We start from the raw sequence: 16201 nt of genomic DNA on the forward strand, positions 1-16201 counted from the left end.
CAATTACTGGTGCGAGATGGGGCAGAGGTCAGTGCTAGCACATTTGGTGCAGGCAGTGGTGGGAATTTGACTGTCACAGCTGACAGCGTACAACTGATTGGTATCTCTAGCGGCTTATTTGCTCAACAGAATACTAGAGGCGCAACCGGGAATGCAGGTGATTTGACTATTAACACCCAACAGATGGTAGTGCAAGATGGAGCACAGGTCAGTGCTAGCACATTTGGTGCAGGCAATGGCGGGAATTTGACTGTCACAGCTGACAGCGTACAACTGATTGGTAGGTCTGTTGATAATCAGTCTTCTAGTGGCTTGTTTGCTTCTGCAGACTCAAGCTCAACAGGGGATGCGGGAGATTTGACGATTAAAACGAATACCTTATTAGTCAAAGATGGAGCTGCAATAAGCGTGCTGAGTGCCGGAACAGGAACCGCAGGGAACATGACAGTAAATGCTCACTCTATTCGTTTAAATAACAATGCCTTACTCAGCGCAAACACACAAAGTGCTAAAGTTGACCCCAATAGGGAGCAGGCGACAATTAACATTAACTCACAATTTTTGATAATGAGTCGTAATAGCAACATCTTCACCAACGCCACAGGAGAAAATATCATCGGCGGCAACATCAACATTGACAGCGATTTTCTCATTGGTTTTGAAAATAGTGATATCAGCGCCAATTCTGCTAACTTCCGTGGGGGAAATGTGCAAATCAATGCCCAAGGTATCTTTGGTATACAGTTTCGAGATGTGGCATCTAATAAAACAAGTGACATTACTGCAACAGGAGCAAGTTCTGAGTTAAGTGGTAATGTAGAAATCAACACACCTGATGTAGACCCTAACAGTGGCAACATCAACCTGCCAACAATACCAGTTGATACCCAAGTAGCACAGACTTGTCAAGCTAGTGGAAATTTAGCTAAGAGCAGTTTTACAATCACTGGACGCGGCGGCTTGCCTCCTAATCCAGGTGAAGCTCTTAACACTGATGCAGTGCAGGTAGATTTGGTGAGTCTCAATCCAAACAACGATCGCCCTGATCGCCCCTTTGTTCCCAGCAAAATAACTACCTCCGCACCAGAACCCATCATAGAAGCTACTGGTTTGGCGCTAAACGAAAAAGGGGAAGTCGTGCTGACAGCAAATCTTCCCACCACTACGCCCCATAGTCCTTGGTTGAAGCCTGCATCTTGCAAAGCAATTCGTAATTCGTAATTCGTAATTCGTAATTTAAGAAAGTCAGATTGCAATCTGGTTTTTTTCATCGACTGACAATGCGATTGTTTCGACTGACAATGCGATTGTTTCGGCTGACAATTCGATTGTATCGACTGACAATGTGATTGTATTGGGTGACAATGCCATTGCATCAATTTACAATGCGATCGCATCGACTGACAATGCCATTGCATCGATTTACAATGCGATTGTATCGCCTGACAATGCCATTGCATCGGCTTACATAATTTACAGCAGTTTTCATGTTTTTAAACCACACTCTTGATTCCTCTGTGCGCCTGGAGCGGCTTTGCGTGAGATAAAAAAGATGTGGTACATTTACCCGAAAATAGCTGTAAAAGCCTCCTGTTAGCTTTAGAGTTGTAATGGGCATATTAAATGTATACTTTATTACGGGATACATCTATGCCTACCCAAGATACAACACGCCGTTTGCCTCCTCAATCAATTAGTCAAGATATTAATTCATTGCACGGTTTTCAAACCATCAGCACATACAATACAACCCGTGCTGACGCCTCTGCTGCAAACTTACAGCAAGCTTATCAAACTATGTTGAATTTTCAACAAGCCGAAATCGAGAAACTAACTTTATATCGTGCTGCCTCTGATGCTGCGCGATTAGCAGAATGGGAATTTCACAATGCTGTATTAGCTATGAAAGAAGTTGTGCGCGGGCAATATGGGTCAGACAGCGATCAAGCTCAAGCAGTTGGACTAAAGAAAAAATCAGAGCGCAAGCGTTCTAACCGTAAAAAGTTAGTTGCGGCTGTAAGTTAATTAACTTAACCATTGAGTAAGTGTAGAGCATCGCTGACTTTTCTCCAAAGGCGATCGCTCTTCACTGCTAATTCTGGCGTTGCATAGTTGCGGGATTTATCTCGCGCAAAGACAAGGCAGTGCGTCCTTGCGATGCCGACAGCCAAGCAACTGCCGTGCAAAGGAAACTCTTTGAAGAAGAAGTCACAAGTCAGAATTCAATAGTCAGAATCAAGACGCTCGTTCCGACGCTCGTTCCGACGCTCGTTCCTCGCTAACGCTACGCTATCCGCTTTTTCGCACAAAATTAATTCATTCTGTTAGCGGATAGCTAAGGTTTAGCCCATTCTGGCTCCTGACTCCTGAATTCCGTTTTGATAAAATCATCCCACATTTATGCAACGCCCTAATTCTCTAAATTGCAGCACTTTACTTTTGGTTCAGTTGCAAAATCATTCAAACCCACAGCTTTCAACAGCGCCGTCCAAGAAGTATCTTGCGAATTGGTGCGACGCAATTCACTAGCAGCACTCAGCGCTTCATACCAAATACCATTAGCCGCATAAAGGTTTACTTGCTGGCGTGGTGTTGCTTTTTCCAATTGAGTTTTCAAAGCAGGCTTTAGTTGCTCCCGTTTTACATAGCCTTCAAGATTAGCAATAAGTTGGTTATCCTTCTGACAGTAGATATTAAAATACCATCGGTATTGCTTGCCAATCTCCAAAGGTGCTGCTTTTGATGGCAAGCGAAGGTTTACTACTCCTGGTGTCCCCGTTAAAGAAGTTTTGTAAATAGTCTGATGTTCTGCTTCATCTTCTAGCACAAACTCTCCAGATGCAAATTCCGATGCATAAGGAACATAGAATAAGAAACTAGGATGCTCTGCGATCGCTGTTCCAAACACCAATTCTGAGTTTGAATAAACAGGCACTAAGGCTGTGAGCCGCTTTTGAGAAGAATTCAGGAGCTTATTTATATCCTGACCACAGCCACGGCTACCTGCTTCTGCTCGCTTACCCGGTTCCCCGATGTCTTTTGGTGGAGGTGGTGCTGCGAAAATCAATGATTGCTTTAATTGTCCGTTGGAATTTGCAGGCTGTGCCTGCACATTTATAGAGCTAAGGAATGTTAAACTAACGGCGAGAAAAATTTGAATCTTTTGCATAGATAACTTCATCTTTTTTATTGCTCAAGTTGTAGAAGTCAGTTGTCGCTGCTTTGTTGTGAAAACAAATAAATTGCCACAGTGCCGCCAGTAGCCACTAAAACCAAAGCTGACGGGACTAGAGGAACCCAAATCCCTTGGTAAAAGAGAATTAAGCAAAAAACGTATAAGACTCCAAGTACACCTCCTCCCGCCAGTATTAAATATAGTCTTGAGCGTTCGCTTGGTGCGATCGCCACTGATCCGGCTATACCGACCGCACCTCCAACCACTGACCAACTCCAAACCCACAAAACTTCGCCCCAAACGGGCAAAACTGATATCAAAGATCGCCCATCCATCACCGCACTCACCAGCTGACTCACCATTTGTGCTTGCAGAATCACCCCTGGTATTTCTTTGGAAAAACCCTGCCCAGTCATGTAGGGGGTAGGACTATAATCACGAAAGCTTTGGGCGGTAGTACCAATGAGAACAATTCTGTCTTTGACTTGTTGAGCGTTAACTTTACCCCTTAGAACATCTGTGAGTGTGACTTTAGGAGCAATTTCTCCAGGAGAATTTTGGAAAGAGCGGTAATTGAGCAATATTTGGTAGCCGCCTGTATCCGCTTGTTGATAGCCACCCATCTGAGGCTGCAACCGCTTAAAAACAACGTTGCCTAACTGCAAATCGCCAGAGTCAGTGTATTTGGCAGAGATGCCTTTTGCCTGCAAGTAGTGGAATGCCAGTTGAGCATTAAGGGCGTAGCGTGCAGTACAAGGGGAGGTTACGTTTGCTGGTTGCATTGCCAATAAATGACGACGCAGAACGTGGTCTAGGTCTGGGATAATATCACTAAATCCTTGGCGTTCTAACGGAACCCCCAAAGGAGGTGAAATTCCGGGACGTTCTTTTGTGAGTTCTTGAACTTTGCAAATTGCAAAAAGCTTGTCATCTATTTTCAACCTAGTCGCCAAAGAAGCTTGGTTGCGTTGTGATGACTGATCGTGATAAATATCCAAGCCAATGGCTTTGGGTTGGAACTGTGCAAGTTTTTTCAAAAGTCGGGTTAGTGCTAGATCCGAAAGCGACCCTCTTCTTTCCTTTTGCTCTGGTAACTGAAAATCTTCTTCGGTAACAGTGACTATCAATAGGCGCGGATCTTGCTTTTCTTGGGGACGCGATCGCATTAATTGATCGTAAGCTTGTAACTCCCATGTTTGCAATCCTCCTATTTGCCGGACTCCTAGCACGCTGATGGTGAGCATCACACTCATTAGCAATCCCCTTGTGAGTAGGCCAATATTAGATTTAATTCGGGGCTTTGGCCAAGTCATCGATATGGCAGCAGGATTTTCACAAATTATCGGTAACCAAGTTGCCCCTGGAAATTTGTCCTCTAATCCTTGCAGTTTTTCTCTGGCAGTGCGAACTGCAATATATAAAGATGCGCCTGAAGAAAAAGCTGCCAGAAAATGCTTTAAAAATGCTTGCGCCACAAGATCGGGCACAGGTTCCCGCATAACAATGATTTGGGGAATATGTAAATCTTGTAGTTCTCGCGCTAATCCCAATCCATCACAGGAGTTGAAAATCGCCAACTGTAACCCATTGGTGACCGCATTTCTCAGAGCATATTTCAGGTCTGCAACTGTTAAACTATCTTTGTCATTAATATAAATACGACCAGTCTCACCTTCGCTTTTACTATGACCAGCGAAAAATAAAATGTTCCAAGGTTGGTTCCACAGCTGATCGTTAATCTGATTGCGTTGGGGCTGTGTCAAAAAGGTTGTGGTAGCATTGGGTAATTTTTTTAGTAATTCGCAGTCTTTGTCCACATCAATACCAGTTTTATCGCCCAAAACCGCCAATATGTTGATTTTGTGTCTGTAGGTAGATGTCTGCAATCGGGTTACTTGTTCTAACTCTGGAACGCTCAAAGCTACTTCGGCTTTGATGTAGTCTTGATCGAACAAATTCCATAGATGCCAAGGAAGTTTCTCTAACTGTATAGAAGCAGTGCGAATCAGCACTCGCACCTCCTCATTGGGCATTAAGTATTTAAGTAATTTTTCCCGAATCCGCCAAAAGGACTCTGACTCTAGCCAGAGATTTAAGTGCGATCGCAACTCACAAGCCTTGTCTTGACAGTCATCACGCCGTTGGGTAATAGAACCATCGTAAATAATTTTTTTGGCTTTGATGCGGCCATTTCCTAGACTACAATAAGTTGACCGCCACTCATCAATTGCTTTAGCTATTTTGAGATTAGGAGGTAAGTGACCAGACGTTTCTATGCTGGGGCGTTTGCCATCTTCTCCAATCTCCAGCGTCACCCGCACCCCTAACTCGAAATCGCCATCTAGCTTCAGAACAACTAACTTTCCCATTTGCAGCACCCCTATTGTTTTTCGCTTCAGATGAGAAAACTTTCTATCACGCTAATATTCCCCAAGACCAATTTAATACTAAAACGTTCTCCTACATCGCCACTAAACTGTAATTGAATATTTTTGTTAGTGTTTCTAGTTTGCGCTTCCATAATAGATTCTCCCTCTACTCCTTCAAAGTCAATTACCATCAGTTGGAGATTGGGTGGCAGATAAATTTCCCCCCATATAGGATGCACTTGTACAATAATGTCTATTTCTTGCTCTTTCTCTTGAATAAAGCCAACGACTAGAATTACAGATTGAATGGTTTCTGTTTTTCCTAAATCAATCAGCTTACCTCTGCTAACAAAAGAATCATTAGCACTTCTTAGACTCCAATCTGGATTAGCTCTTTGATTATCAAAGAGAGTTTCAATTTCTTGCCAACCAGACTCAAAAATATTTTCCAACCATTGTTTCAATTTAACTAAAGTATTGTTGGAAGTGGGCAATTGAGAAGCTAACTCAGCTTGCCTCACTTGAGAAAGTTCTTCTAAATACTCTAGTAGATTGTCCAAAGGTTGCAACTGGTTAATTGGTAACAAATCAGTTTGTACCTGCCTGACAAATCCCAGTAACGTCGCTTCTCGAAATGATGTTTTTATCTGCACAGCCACATAGCCAATTCGATTTGACTGTACTTCAGGCGGTACATAAATAAATTGTGCATCTGCAAACACTGGGCGGCATTCTAACGATCCCAAGTTTTGTAGCGACAAATCAGCTACATCCATAAGCGTATGCTGTATAGGATTCCAACTATCGCTCTTGTCTAAGTCTGTCTCAAATCCCATGTATTGTAAATAAGAGTTTACGAAAGACACAGACAAAGTATTGAGATAAACTTGTTCAGCTTTTTTTTGCGTGGCTTGTCGCCTACATAACTCTTCTGCTAGATGTCTTCCATCTGGCGGAATAGGCCCTGTAAATGTTAAGGTATCTGCGATTTTCTCCATGTTTTTTGACCAGACAATTTAACTTTATTAAACATTAAATACATATATATTCTTGGAGTTTATCAGTAAATTTTTTCAGGCATCGTTGGTAGAAACTATGTAAAGATGTGATTCCAATGCCCCATTCTGCCGAAATCTCTTTCCAAGAAATTCCAGAATATCTTCTTTTAGCTATAGCTTGGAAATTTGCCTCTGGATGACCTTTTATGTGTTCTTTGCAAAAAATAAACTCTGGATCAGATTCTATACATTCTATTATTTGTTCAGATAAAGACATAGGTTGAGATTGAGATGATGGGATATTTTCCAAATGAGAATCTTCGAGATTTATTTCATTTCCTTTGCCGATAACTTTGGGGATAGCTTCTGGAAAAAAGCGTTTACTTAATAGCATATTTACCCAAGTTATAACTTCACCGCGTTCTGGATCATACTTTTTAATATTGTTATCTTGGCACAGATAGAAAAATAAATTTTGTACTGCCTCATCATAAATATCTTCATAAACTAGTTTAAATTGGCCCTTATAAGGATGAATAAGTCTACCCGACTGCCAAATTGCATTCATCAGCCGTGTTAAAGCTACGCGCTGTTCTTTGATTGCGTATGGGTGTTGTTGGGCTTTGAGTGCTAATTCTTTAAGTTGTACATCTAGTTGTTTTCTCCAGTCGTTAGTCATAAAAGACCTCGAATTCAAACGCACCAACTTGCCAATCTGTATATATCTCATGTATGGATTGCGATTTTTACACAAACTAGCCACAATCGTTACAAAACTTTTCGCTTAGACATTAAAGAAATGTAAGTAAGTATTAATACTGTTAAGTTAAGGAATTTCTTGGTTAAGAGAACTCCAATAAATAAATTATCTAATATTGTGGGGTGAGCATCTTGCCCGCCATATAAGGGGGCAGTTCGGGAACAAGCTGTTCTTAAGAGAAAAATTACTGAACAATAACCCTCTTGTCTCCCCTATTTCCCCTGCTTATCCGAACCGTATTAAATCAGTGAACAGTTAAGCTAATGAGCATTTAAGTTGCATAAAAGCAGGGTTGGAGCTGCTTACTACAAGCGAATCAACCTGGATAAATGAATGACGATTAGCTTAATCATTGGAAGCAGTCGCAGATTTGACCCCGAATGAAACACGCTACTTCTATTCCTCAGTGACTCTGACTCCCAAGGGACAAATTAACTGATAACTCATAACTGTTGAGGGCTAGCCCTCAATCCCTCAATTCTTTTTTTCCAATAATTATTCTCTATTTTGTGGCATAAATTTAATTAATGCGGGTGATATGTATACAGCAGCATTGATCACTAAGAAGTTCCTTATGAATAACTCCACCTACTGGCTAGACGATTCCGCTTTAACATTGCCGATTTCCCAATCAGCTCGCATAACTGCCCAGCAATTTGCTAACCAGCAGCCAAATTCTGAAAAAGCAGAGCAAGTTCGGCTGAATACCCTGGCTGTGTGGGTGGTGAATGACTACTTAGAAATGATGGATATTCCTACTGATCTCCAAGCTAGTGACAGCTGGAACCCGATTATGCGCCTCTGTGGGGATGTAGCTGATTTAGAAGTGCCCTCAATTGGTCGTCTAGAGTGTCGCCCTGTCCATCCACATCAGCAGATATGTTCTATTCCTCCAGAAACCTGGGAAGAACGGGTGGGTTATTTAGTAGTTCAATTTGATGAATCGCTTCAAGAAGCGAGGTTGCTTGGTTTTATCCCTAGTGTCGAAAATGAAAGGTTGCCTTTAGCGCAATTGCAACCATTGGAAGCGTTTATCGACCACCTGGGACAACTGCGCCAATCCCCAGCTAGTCCACTGGTGAATCTAAGTCAATGGTTTACTGGTATATTTGAGACAGGTTGGCAGACTATTGAATCTCTGTGGAACGTGCCAGAACTCAGACCAATTTATGCCTTTCGCAGTACTGATACTGTGGAACTAAATGCCCTTAACCGACCAGAATCAATTACTAAACGTGCAAAACTGATTGATTTAGGTATCCAAATTCTCAACCAACCCGTCATGTTGATTGTAGAAATCAGCCCAGAAAAGGATCAGCAAACCAGTATTCATCTCCAATTGCACGCTACTGGTAATCACATTTACTTGCCACCAGGAGTTCATCTTACCGTTTTAGATAGTTCAGGAACAGTATTTCTAGATGCTCAATCTAGAAAATTAGATAACTACATTCAGTTGCAGTTTCGCGGTGAACCTAGAGAGCAATTTAGCGTTCAAATAGCCATAAATGATACTAGCATTACCGAATATTTTAGAATTTAAAACATCTAGCTATCTTCCCTTTTTGTCGATAATTTATTAAGTGGTAATTGGTTAATTAAAAATTCAAGCCAGCTTTTAGGGATTTTGAAAAAAATCTGTAAATGCTTGTAGAGCTTGTAATGAGACATGAGAACAGGGCATGGTTTCGTACAGGGGGATAGCGACGGTCATGGGTAAGTTAGTGGTTCTGAAATTCGGAGAGGGTAGTTTTGAGCAAGGGTTTGCTGTCACCCTTGAAATTGGTGAAGAACACGAGCGTGCTACAACAGAAATTACGGGTAAATTACCTTCATTTCCCGAAATGCCGCTCTATTACAGTCATTGGCAGTCTAGTTATCGGCAGATAGGCAATCGTTATCGTCTCCATGCTGACAAAATGCAGGTAACGAATGTATCGATGATTCAAGACTGCGAAAACGCTTCTCATATTTTGCGGGCACGCTTTAATACGTGGCTGCGAGCAGAGGAGTTTCGCCCTTTGAGGGAAAAATGGTTAGAAAGATTGTCGTCCACGGAAGAAGTGCGGGTAATTTTACAAACAGAAAATAGCCAATTGCAGCTATTACCCTGGCATCTGTGGGATTTGTTAGAACGCTACCCCAAGGCTGAAATCGCCCTTTCTTCACCATCTTACGATCGCATTCACAAACCACGCACAAAAAATCAATTAGTCAACATTTTAGCGATTGTAGGCAATAGTCAGGGAATTGACACCCAGGCCGATCAAGCTTTACTGCAACAGTGTAGTAATGCAGAGGTTAGCTTTCTGGTAGAACCACAACGGAAGGAATTGACTGAGCATCTTTGGGGAAAAAACTGGGATATTCTCTTTTTTGCTGGGCACAGTTCCAGTAACAAAAATGGAGAAAGCGGACGAATTTATCTGAATAAAACTGATAGCCTCACCATTGGCGAGTTAAAGTATGCTCTAAAGAAAGCCATTGAAAACGGCTTGCAACTAGCTATATTCAACTCCTGTGATGGATTGGGATTGGCGCGAGAACTGGCTGATTTGCAAATTCCTCAGATGATCATCATGCGTGAACCTGTCCCAGATCAGGTTGCCAAGGAGTTCTTAAAGTATTTTCTCGAAGGTTTTGCCAGTGGCGAGCCTTTATATCAGTCGGTACGCCAAGCGCGGGAACGGTTGCAAGGACTTGAGGATAAGTTTCCCTGTGCGACTTGGCTACCAATGATTTGCCAAAATCCAGCGCAGATCCCACCCACTTGGGATGAATTAAGGTCTACAAAAACTGAAGCACCAAATTTAGTTTTGTCTATCAGACACAGACTTACGATAACTTTGTTATCCAGTTTGGCGATTACAGGCTTTGTTTGTGGGCCGAGATTGCTGGGATTGCTGGAAAATGCAGAGATTGCAACCTATGACTTGATGATGCGATCGCGCCCTACGGAAGGACTTGATTCCCGACTCTTAATAATCACAATTGATGATGACGATCTAGCAATTCAAAGAAAAAATAACGAGGATTTGATTGGAGCTTCCATTTCCGAAAAATCTCTTAACAAACTCCTGGCAAAACTGAATCAATACCAACCCCGTGCGATCGGCTTGGATATCTACCGTGATTTTAAAGCCAAACAACCAGATTTAATTACTCGTCTTCAAAAAACTCAGAATTTGATTGGCGTATGTAAAGGGAGCGATATCACAGTAAATATCCCAGGAAATCAACCGCCGCCAGAAATCCCCACAACAAATTTGGGATTCAGTGACTTTATTCATGATCGTGATGGAGTTATCCGTCGGCATCTTCTGTTCATGAATCAAGAGGCGACATCGTTATGTCCTGCTCCCTTTGCATTCAGTCTAGAACTCGCTTCCCTCTATCTGCGCCCTTCAGGAATTGAACCGAAGTTCACCCCTGAAGGGAATTTGCAGCTAGGTAAAACTATTTTTCCTAACCTGAAATCTCGTACTGGCGGCTATCAAAATATTGATGCTAATGGCGGTCAAATCTTACTCAATTACCGTTCACCAAAACAAATAGCCGAACAGGTGAAGCTAACCCAATTTTTATCTAGTCCAATTAACCCCAGTGCTATCAAAGATAAAATTGTTTTGATTGGTGTAGTGGCAAAGGGGGATTCTCCAGACACCTGGCCTACACCCTATGGCGTTCCTTTAGATGAGCAAATGCCAGGAGTGTTAGTACAAGCGCAGATGATCAGCCAAATCCTCAGTGCAGTGCAGGATGGGCGACCCTTGCTGCGGGTTTGGTCACTGTGGGCTGAGGTAGCCTGGATTTGGGGCTGGTCTTTAATAGGGGGAGTTCTGGCTTGGCGAAAGCTTTCCTTCCCTTGGTTGGCATTGGCAGTTATTATTACCTCTAGTGTTCTATATTTAGTTTGCTTTGCTCTGTTAATTTCGGGTGCTTGGGTGCCTTTTGTACCTTCGGCTTTGTCGTTGATTGTCACGCTTGGCTTGATGTCAATATTTAATTCAACAACAAAAGTTCGGGTAGCTACCGGGGAATAGGGTAATACACTTAGTTAAGAAAATTGATCTGTTAAGGCAGGCAGGGGGAGAAGAACCTGATAATTGTATTAGATAGAAGAATTTAGGTAACTTAATTTTTGGAGTTTAATAGAGAATGGGGAAGGATTATTTTATTAAATTTTTGGATAACCAGCAGATAAATCTACATACAAGGTTTGCATACTTAAGGGAAGGTTTTTATGAAGTCAAATTTACAACAGATAAAACTGTTTTTAGTAGTAGCTCTTAGCTGCACCAGTTTACTCGTTAGCCTGACTCCAGTACTGGCAAAACCAACTCTTGATTCTTCACCTAGCGCTCGTAGTGCTAAAACGAACCTTGCTCAAGCTACAGCCTTTAATCAACCCTCGCTTCCATCTGGCCCCCCTCCTGGAGGTCGGGTTCGTGGTGGAGCGAAGCGCGACGGCGGGGATGCATGTCCACTTCCTATTACTAAAACTGACCTGACTGCTTTAGTGCCTTTTACTGAGGAAGCTGACTCAGTGATTAATGTCTGGGGACAGACAACGGTAGAACACCCAAGTTGGTTTTTCTATGTACCGTATACTAAAGATTTGCCCTATGCAGTTAAATTTGTGCTGCAAGATCAGGACTTGAAGGAGATTTACAAAGACGCGATCGCTCTACCAGATAAAGCAGGAGTCATCCGCGTTTCTCTGCCTACCAGCGCTCCTGCCTTAGCACTAAACAAACAATATCGCTGGTTTTTAACCGTTAACTGTGACCACCAAGAGAATTCTCCCCCGACTTTCGTCGAAGGAGTAATACAACGAATCGAACTCAAACCAGCCGCGATCAAACAGCTACAAACCACAGAACCTCTAAAGCGCTATGCTATCTATGCCCAAAATGGGATATGGTACGAGGCACTGACGATACTGGCCCAACTACGCGATCAAAATCCTAAAGATACAGCGTTACAAGCAGAGTGGCGGAATTTGTTAAGCAGCATCCGCTTAGATGATATTGCAGCAGAACCGATTGTTTCGGAAAGTTTGAGACTAAGAAACACATTCCCAGAGCAACTAAGCAAGTAGCCATAATTAAACATAAAATAAAATCCTAGTTGGTAGTGACCATAAATCGCCCATTACCAACTAGGATTTTCAGAAATCTAAAATCTAAAAGTAAAAGGGACTGGGGACTGGGGATTAGGGATTAGGGATTGGGTGCCAAATCGAAAAATTATGGTGGGGGCTTTTACCCACCACCAAATTTTAAAAAACTTTTTCCCAGTCCCCAGTACCCAGTCCCCAGTCCCTTTTAATCTTCTTTTTGCAAGATATCATCAATGCGTCGCTCCCGATTAATATCGGGATTTTCTGCTGTCCAATTATCATCTGCTCCAAGAGATTCAGGAACCATCACAAGCTCAGTCTCTTTTTTATGGTTATTCCCCCATTCATCCAAAACATCTTTGATCAGTACTTCTTGCAACCAAATCTTAGCAACAACAGTCAGGGGTAGCGCCAGAAATAATCCTAAAAAGCCAAAGAAGGTGACGAAAAATAGTTGGGCAATTAAGGTTATGGCTGGCAGCAATGAGACTTGATGCGCCATAACAACAGGCGTGATGAAATTACTCTCAGCCTGTTGAATAAAAAAGTAGAGAATTAAGACAGCGATCGCTTTCCAAGGTTCATCCAAGAAGGCGATCGCCATTGCTGGTATTACACTCATCGTGGGACCCAGATTGGGAATTAAGTTCAAAAATCCTGCTAAAACCGCTAAAGCTAGTGCTGCCTTTACATGCAAAATTGATAAGCCAATCAAACTCATCAGCCCCACTACACAGATGGCAATGAAAGCGCCTGTAATCCATCCCCCCAAAGAGACTTCGCACTTATCTAAAATCCCATCCACCCGCCGCCGATAAAATGAGGGGAAAAGCCGCACGAATACTTTGCGGTAAGCCACGGGGTTGGCTAAAATCATTCCGGTTAAAACCAAGACTAGCAAAATCTTGAGGATAACTTCCAAAGAGCCAGATACAAAAGCGAAGGAGTTTCCCAATACTCGATTGACGAAGGGCTGTACTTGTTGGCTCAGGCTGTTTAAATCTGGGATGTAAGGAATTAACTGGTCAGGAATACGAGTTCTCAGGGCGTCAAGCCAACTATTAAAGCGCCCAAACCCTTTAGGAACTTGATAGGTTAGTTCTTGAAACTGCTGGGCAAATGGCGGCACAATTAGCCAGAAAAAACCCACTACACCTGCAAAAAAGATAGCTACTGCGAGGAGGACGGCGAAGCCACGCCTCATGCCTAAGCGTTGGAAGCGTTTCGCTAGCCGATTTAAGGTGGTGGCTAACACAACTGCGGCAAACATAAGCAAAAGCACTTCCTTAATTTGCCACAGGATGTATAAAGAAAGAACGATGGCGATTAAGCCGATCCATTGACCGAGGTTCACAGGCTGACTCCCAACGGTTGGCGAGATGCAATTTTTGGTAATTTAGCTAGATTAACTGATTTTAGTCACTTGTGCGTGGATGCTTCCCTTGTTAATTTTGTTTCTGTGCTTGGAATCGCCACAGTAGGGCGATCGCTATAATCACAATTGGCAACAATACTATAATTAGCGCGTTGGTTGCTGTCGCCGGAATTGATAGACTTGGCCCTGCATACTTAATCAATACCGATACTAAAGCCGAGAGTAAAAGCAGTTTCAGAACCAATCCTAGTTGATTTTGCATAAAAGTACGGCAATACAAATTTTTGTGGTACACACGAATTTGCGCTGTACCGCCCAGTTTCTACAATAAACCTACAGATACAATCCTTTCCAACTTTCTTTGGGAAATGCGTTCGCTTTATTTACGTCAAACTCAACCAGCCAAAAACTTGTTCTACAGTCAGTTCTAATTCGATTCCCTCAAGGATGGGTAATTTATCAGCACCTTCGTATAATTCCATTCGCTGTCCAGGAAAAATCCCCAGCACACTTTCGTCTTCAAGGTTGATTAACCAGCTGATTTCAGTACCATTGCGCGAACAATGAAATAATTTACTCAACACTTTTTTTAACCTTTGGTCTGGGGAAAGAATCTCAATTGCCCAGTCGGGATGAATTTCAAAGCGGTTAGCAATTCTGCCAGATGGAGTTTTAGGAATTCTATCCCAGCGAAACACAGACACATCAGGGACTATAGAAGCACCGCCAAAGGTACAACGCAGTTCTGGGAAAGCCAAAGCAATTTTTTGACTTCTAGCTATGCTGTTAATTGTTTCGCAAAGAGCAGTTTGGAGCAAGCTATGTTCACCTTGAGGCATTGGTTTTTGAATGATTTCCCCATTGATAAAGTCTGATGCTGGCTTAGTTTCCGGTAATTTGAGGAAATCGTCTGAAGTTAGTTGGGGTTGACTGGCAATAGTCATAAGTGACTGGAATAGAGGGGATGGTTTAATTATGGGCTAACTCGCTAAACGTCTGATGGAGGCAGAATCTAGTTTAAACACTATTAATTGGCACTAAAATTATAATTCCACTTAAGATAAGCAGAACCAAAGTAATAATTAAACCGGCTCGTATAGACAAAAAATTTAAAATTACTAATAACCATACGAAAGCTACTTCAACTATAGTTACTCCAAAAACATTCAAAATATGTCTAGCTAGAATAAAGTAAAAATTAATAAATATCGAATAGTGTATTAATTCTCCACTTGACTTAAGCAAGAACAAATTTAGTCCAAGAATTCCTATCGTTGACAGTACAGAAACAATGAGTTTAAATAATCGAATTTGAAGTCTCATATTTTTTGATAAACTCAATCAATCTTTACTTATAGTACCAAAGAGCGATCGCAGTTCTGGTTGCTATGTGAGAAACCCTGTTAGCCAGTAGGGTGTATTCTCGCATCCTTCGTTCCTGACAAGTGCAATTATATTTTTGCGAAACCTACGAGGCGATGAACTTGGACGGATATATCACCAAACGATAGGGGGATAATAGTACCTGTGGTTAATGTCAGTTCAGTTATGTATTGCCCATTTTTTAAGTCTCGAAATACTAGCAACTGAGAATTTTTGAGATTGACAACCCAATATTCAGCAATGCCTGCTTCTGCATAAAGCAATTTTTTGGCTTTCAGTTACATTATTAATGACATCACAGAATTTAGCCTGTAGTCGGCTATGTTCACCTTGGGGCATTGGTTTTTGAATGATTTCTCCGTTGATAAAATCTGATGCTGGCTCAGTTTCTGGCAGTTTGAGGAAATCGTCTAAAGTTAATTGGGGTTGAGTTGCGATCGCCGTAACTAAATACCATAGAGGGGAATATCTTCAATTATGTGCATTAGCGATAATCAGAAGATATCTTCATGTCAAACTCAGCCAACCAAAAACTTGTTCCACGGTAATTTCTAATTCGATACCTTCAAGAATGGGTAATTTATCAGTACCTTCGTATAATTCCACTCGCTGTCCACTAAACACTCCCAGCACGCTTTCATCTTCAGGGTTGATTAACCAGCCGAGTTCAGTACCATTGCGCGAACAATGCAATAACTTACTCAACACTTTTTTTAATCTTTGGTCTGGGGAAACAATCTCAATTGCCCAGTCGGGATTAATTTCAAAGCGATTAACAATTCTGCCAGATGGAGTTTTAGGAATTCTATGCCAGCGAAACACAGACACATCAGGGACGATAGATGCACCGCCAAAGGTACAGCGCAGTTCTGGAATAGCTATAGCAGTTTTCTGATTTCTCACTAAGCCGTTAATAACTTCACAAAAAGTTGTCTGAATCAGACCATGTTCGCCTTGAGGCATGGGTTTTTGAATGATTTCTCCGTTAATAAAATCTGATGCTGGTTCGGTTTCCGGCA

The 16201-nt window shown here is 42.0% G+C and carries 15 protein-coding genes and 2 pseudogenes; 6 read left to right on the top strand and 11 right to left on the bottom strand.

The genetic code is table 11. From position 1 onward, the window contains the following. The 3 genes and pseudogenes from ACFE90_RS25560 to ACFE90_RS25570 form a co-directional block, all read left to right on the top strand. A pseudogene (locus tag ACFE90_RS25560) lies at window positions 1–1221 on the top strand (S-layer family protein); the annotation flags it as partial. Between the two features lie 124 nt (window positions 1222–1345). Beyond that, window positions 1346–1510 carry a hypothetical protein gene (locus tag ACFE90_RS25565; RefSeq protein WP_375505245.1) on the top strand — a complete coding sequence of 55 codons (165 nt, stop codon included), beginning with the start codon at window positions 1346–1348 and terminating at the stop codon, window positions 1508–1510. A 140-nt stretch (window positions 1511–1650) separates the two neighbouring features. After that, window positions 1651–2025, top strand: a complete 375-nt coding sequence (locus ACFE90_RS25570) for a hypothetical protein (RefSeq protein WP_375505246.1) — start codon at window positions 1651–1653, stop codon at window positions 2023–2025. A 5-nt stretch (window positions 2026–2030) separates the two neighbouring features. On the opposite strand, the gene ACFE90_RS25575 is transcribed toward ACFE90_RS25570, so the two are convergent. From ACFE90_RS25575 to ACFE90_RS25595, 5 genes are all read right to left on the bottom strand, one after another. Continuing rightward, complete coding sequence (locus ACFE90_RS25575; protein ID WP_375505247.1) at window positions 2031–2186, bottom strand: hypothetical protein; 156 nt, start codon at window positions 2184–2186, stop codon at window positions 2031–2033. A gap of 224 nt (window positions 2187–2410) precedes the next feature. Then, window positions 2411–3169, bottom strand: a complete 759-nt coding sequence (locus ACFE90_RS25580; RefSeq protein WP_375505248.1) for a DUF928 domain-containing protein — start codon at window positions 3167–3169, stop codon at window positions 2411–2413. 38 nt (window positions 3170–3207) lie between these two features. Then, window positions 3208–5544: a CHASE2 domain-containing protein gene (locus ACFE90_RS25585; protein WP_375505249.1), complete on the bottom strand. Its 2337-nt coding sequence runs from the start codon at window positions 5542–5544 to the stop codon at window positions 3208–3210. A gap of 26 nt (window positions 5545–5570) precedes the next feature. Continuing rightward, window positions 5571–6542, bottom strand: coding sequence for a DUF1822 family protein (locus tag ACFE90_RS25590; protein ID WP_375505250.1), 972 nt, complete (start codon window positions 6540–6542; stop codon window positions 5571–5573). A gap of 34 nt (window positions 6543–6576) precedes the next feature. After that, window positions 6577–7221, bottom strand: coding sequence for a sigma-70 family RNA polymerase sigma factor (locus ACFE90_RS25595; RefSeq protein WP_375505251.1), 645 nt, complete (start codon window positions 7219–7221; stop codon window positions 6577–6579). 655 nt (window positions 7222–7876) lie between these two features. On the opposite strand from ACFE90_RS25595, the gene ACFE90_RS25600 reads away from it, so the two are divergent. From ACFE90_RS25600 to ACFE90_RS25610, 3 genes are all read left to right on the top strand, one after another. Beyond that, window positions 7877–8845: a DUF1822 family protein gene (locus ACFE90_RS25600; protein ID WP_375505252.1), complete on the top strand. Its 969-nt coding sequence runs from the start codon at window positions 7877–7879 to the stop codon at window positions 8843–8845. 169 nt (window positions 8846–9014) lie between these two features. After that, window positions 9015–11345 (top strand): CHASE2 domain-containing protein, encoded by a 2331-nt coding sequence (locus tag ACFE90_RS25605; RefSeq protein WP_375505259.1) that lies wholly within the window; start codon window positions 9015–9017, stop codon window positions 11343–11345. Between the two features lie 200 nt (window positions 11346–11545). Beyond that, the gene (locus ACFE90_RS25610; RefSeq protein WP_375505253.1) at window positions 11546–12403 is read left to right on the top strand and encodes a DUF928 domain-containing protein; all 858 of its coding nucleotides are present in this window, start codon (window positions 11546–11548) and stop codon (window positions 12401–12403) included. Between the two features lie 226 nt (window positions 12404–12629). Here ACFE90_RS25610 and ACFE90_RS25615 read toward each other — a convergent pair whose 3' ends face one another. From ACFE90_RS25615 to ACFE90_RS25640, 6 genes and pseudogenes are all read right to left on the bottom strand, one after another. Continuing rightward, a complete protein-coding gene (locus ACFE90_RS25615; RefSeq protein WP_375505254.1) occupies window positions 12630–13778 on the bottom strand; it encodes an AI-2E family transporter in 1149 nt (382 codons plus the stop codon). A gap of 91 nt (window positions 13779–13869) precedes the next feature. Beyond that, window positions 13870–14061: a hypothetical protein gene (locus ACFE90_RS25620; protein WP_375505255.1), complete on the bottom strand. Its 192-nt coding sequence runs from the start codon at window positions 14059–14061 to the stop codon at window positions 13870–13872. A gap of 121 nt (window positions 14062–14182) precedes the next feature. Continuing rightward, window positions 14183–14743: a Uma2 family endonuclease gene (locus ACFE90_RS25625; protein WP_375505256.1), complete on the bottom strand. Its 561-nt coding sequence runs from the start codon at window positions 14741–14743 to the stop codon at window positions 14183–14185. A gap of 507 nt (window positions 14744–15250) precedes the next feature. After that, window positions 15251–15445, bottom strand: a complete 195-nt coding sequence (locus ACFE90_RS25630; protein ID WP_375505257.1) for a Uma2 family endonuclease — start codon at window positions 15443–15445, stop codon at window positions 15251–15253. Further along, window positions 15441–15620, bottom strand: a pseudogene (locus tag ACFE90_RS25635) (Uma2 family endonuclease); the annotation flags it as partial. The pseudogene ACFE90_RS25635 and the gene ACFE90_RS25630, both read right to left, overlap by 5 nt. Window positions 15621–15689: 69 nt before the next feature. Then, the coding region (locus ACFE90_RS25640; protein ID WP_375505258.1) for a Uma2 family endonuclease at window positions 15690–16201 on the bottom strand (512 nt) is incomplete at its 5' end.

It is taken from the genome of uncultured Nostoc sp. (assembly GCF_964245445.1).
Classification (GTDB): domain Bacteria; phylum Cyanobacteriota; class Cyanobacteriia; order Cyanobacteriales; family Nostocaceae; genus Nostoc.

Coding starts and splice junctions, on each gene's coding strand:
- ACFE90_RS25570 (WP_375505246.1), top strand. CDS start 1,651: ATGCCTACCCAAGATACAACACGCCGTTTGCCTCCTCAATCAATTAGT.
- ACFE90_RS25580 (WP_375505248.1), bottom strand. CDS start 3,169: ATGCAAAAGATTCAAATTTTTCTCGCCGTTAGTTTAACATTCCTTAGC.
- ACFE90_RS25585 (WP_375505249.1), bottom strand. CDS start 5,544: ATGGGAAAGTTAGTTGTTCTGAAGCTAGATGGCGATTTCGAGTTAGGG.
- ACFE90_RS25590 (WP_375505250.1), bottom strand. CDS start 6,542: ATGGAGAAAATCGCAGATACCTTAACATTTACAGGGCCTATTCCGCCA.
- ACFE90_RS25595 (WP_375505251.1), bottom strand. CDS start 7,221: ATGACTAACGACTGGAGAAAACAACTAGATGTACAACTTAAAGAATTA.
- ACFE90_RS25600 (WP_375505252.1), top strand. CDS start 7,877: ATGAATAACTCCACCTACTGGCTAGACGATTCCGCTTTAACATTGCCG.
- ACFE90_RS25605 (WP_375505259.1), top strand. CDS start 9,015: ATGGGTAAGTTAGTGGTTCTGAAATTCGGAGAGGGTAGTTTTGAGCAA.
- ACFE90_RS25610 (WP_375505253.1), top strand. CDS start 11,546: ATGAAGTCAAATTTACAACAGATAAAACTGTTTTTAGTAGTAGCTCTT.
- ACFE90_RS25620 (WP_375505255.1), bottom strand. CDS start 14,061: ATGCAAAATCAACTAGGATTGGTTCTGAAACTGCTTTTACTCTCGGCT.
- ACFE90_RS25625 (WP_375505256.1), bottom strand. CDS start 14,743: ATGACTATTGCCAGTCAACCCCAACTAACTTCAGACGATTTCCTCAAA.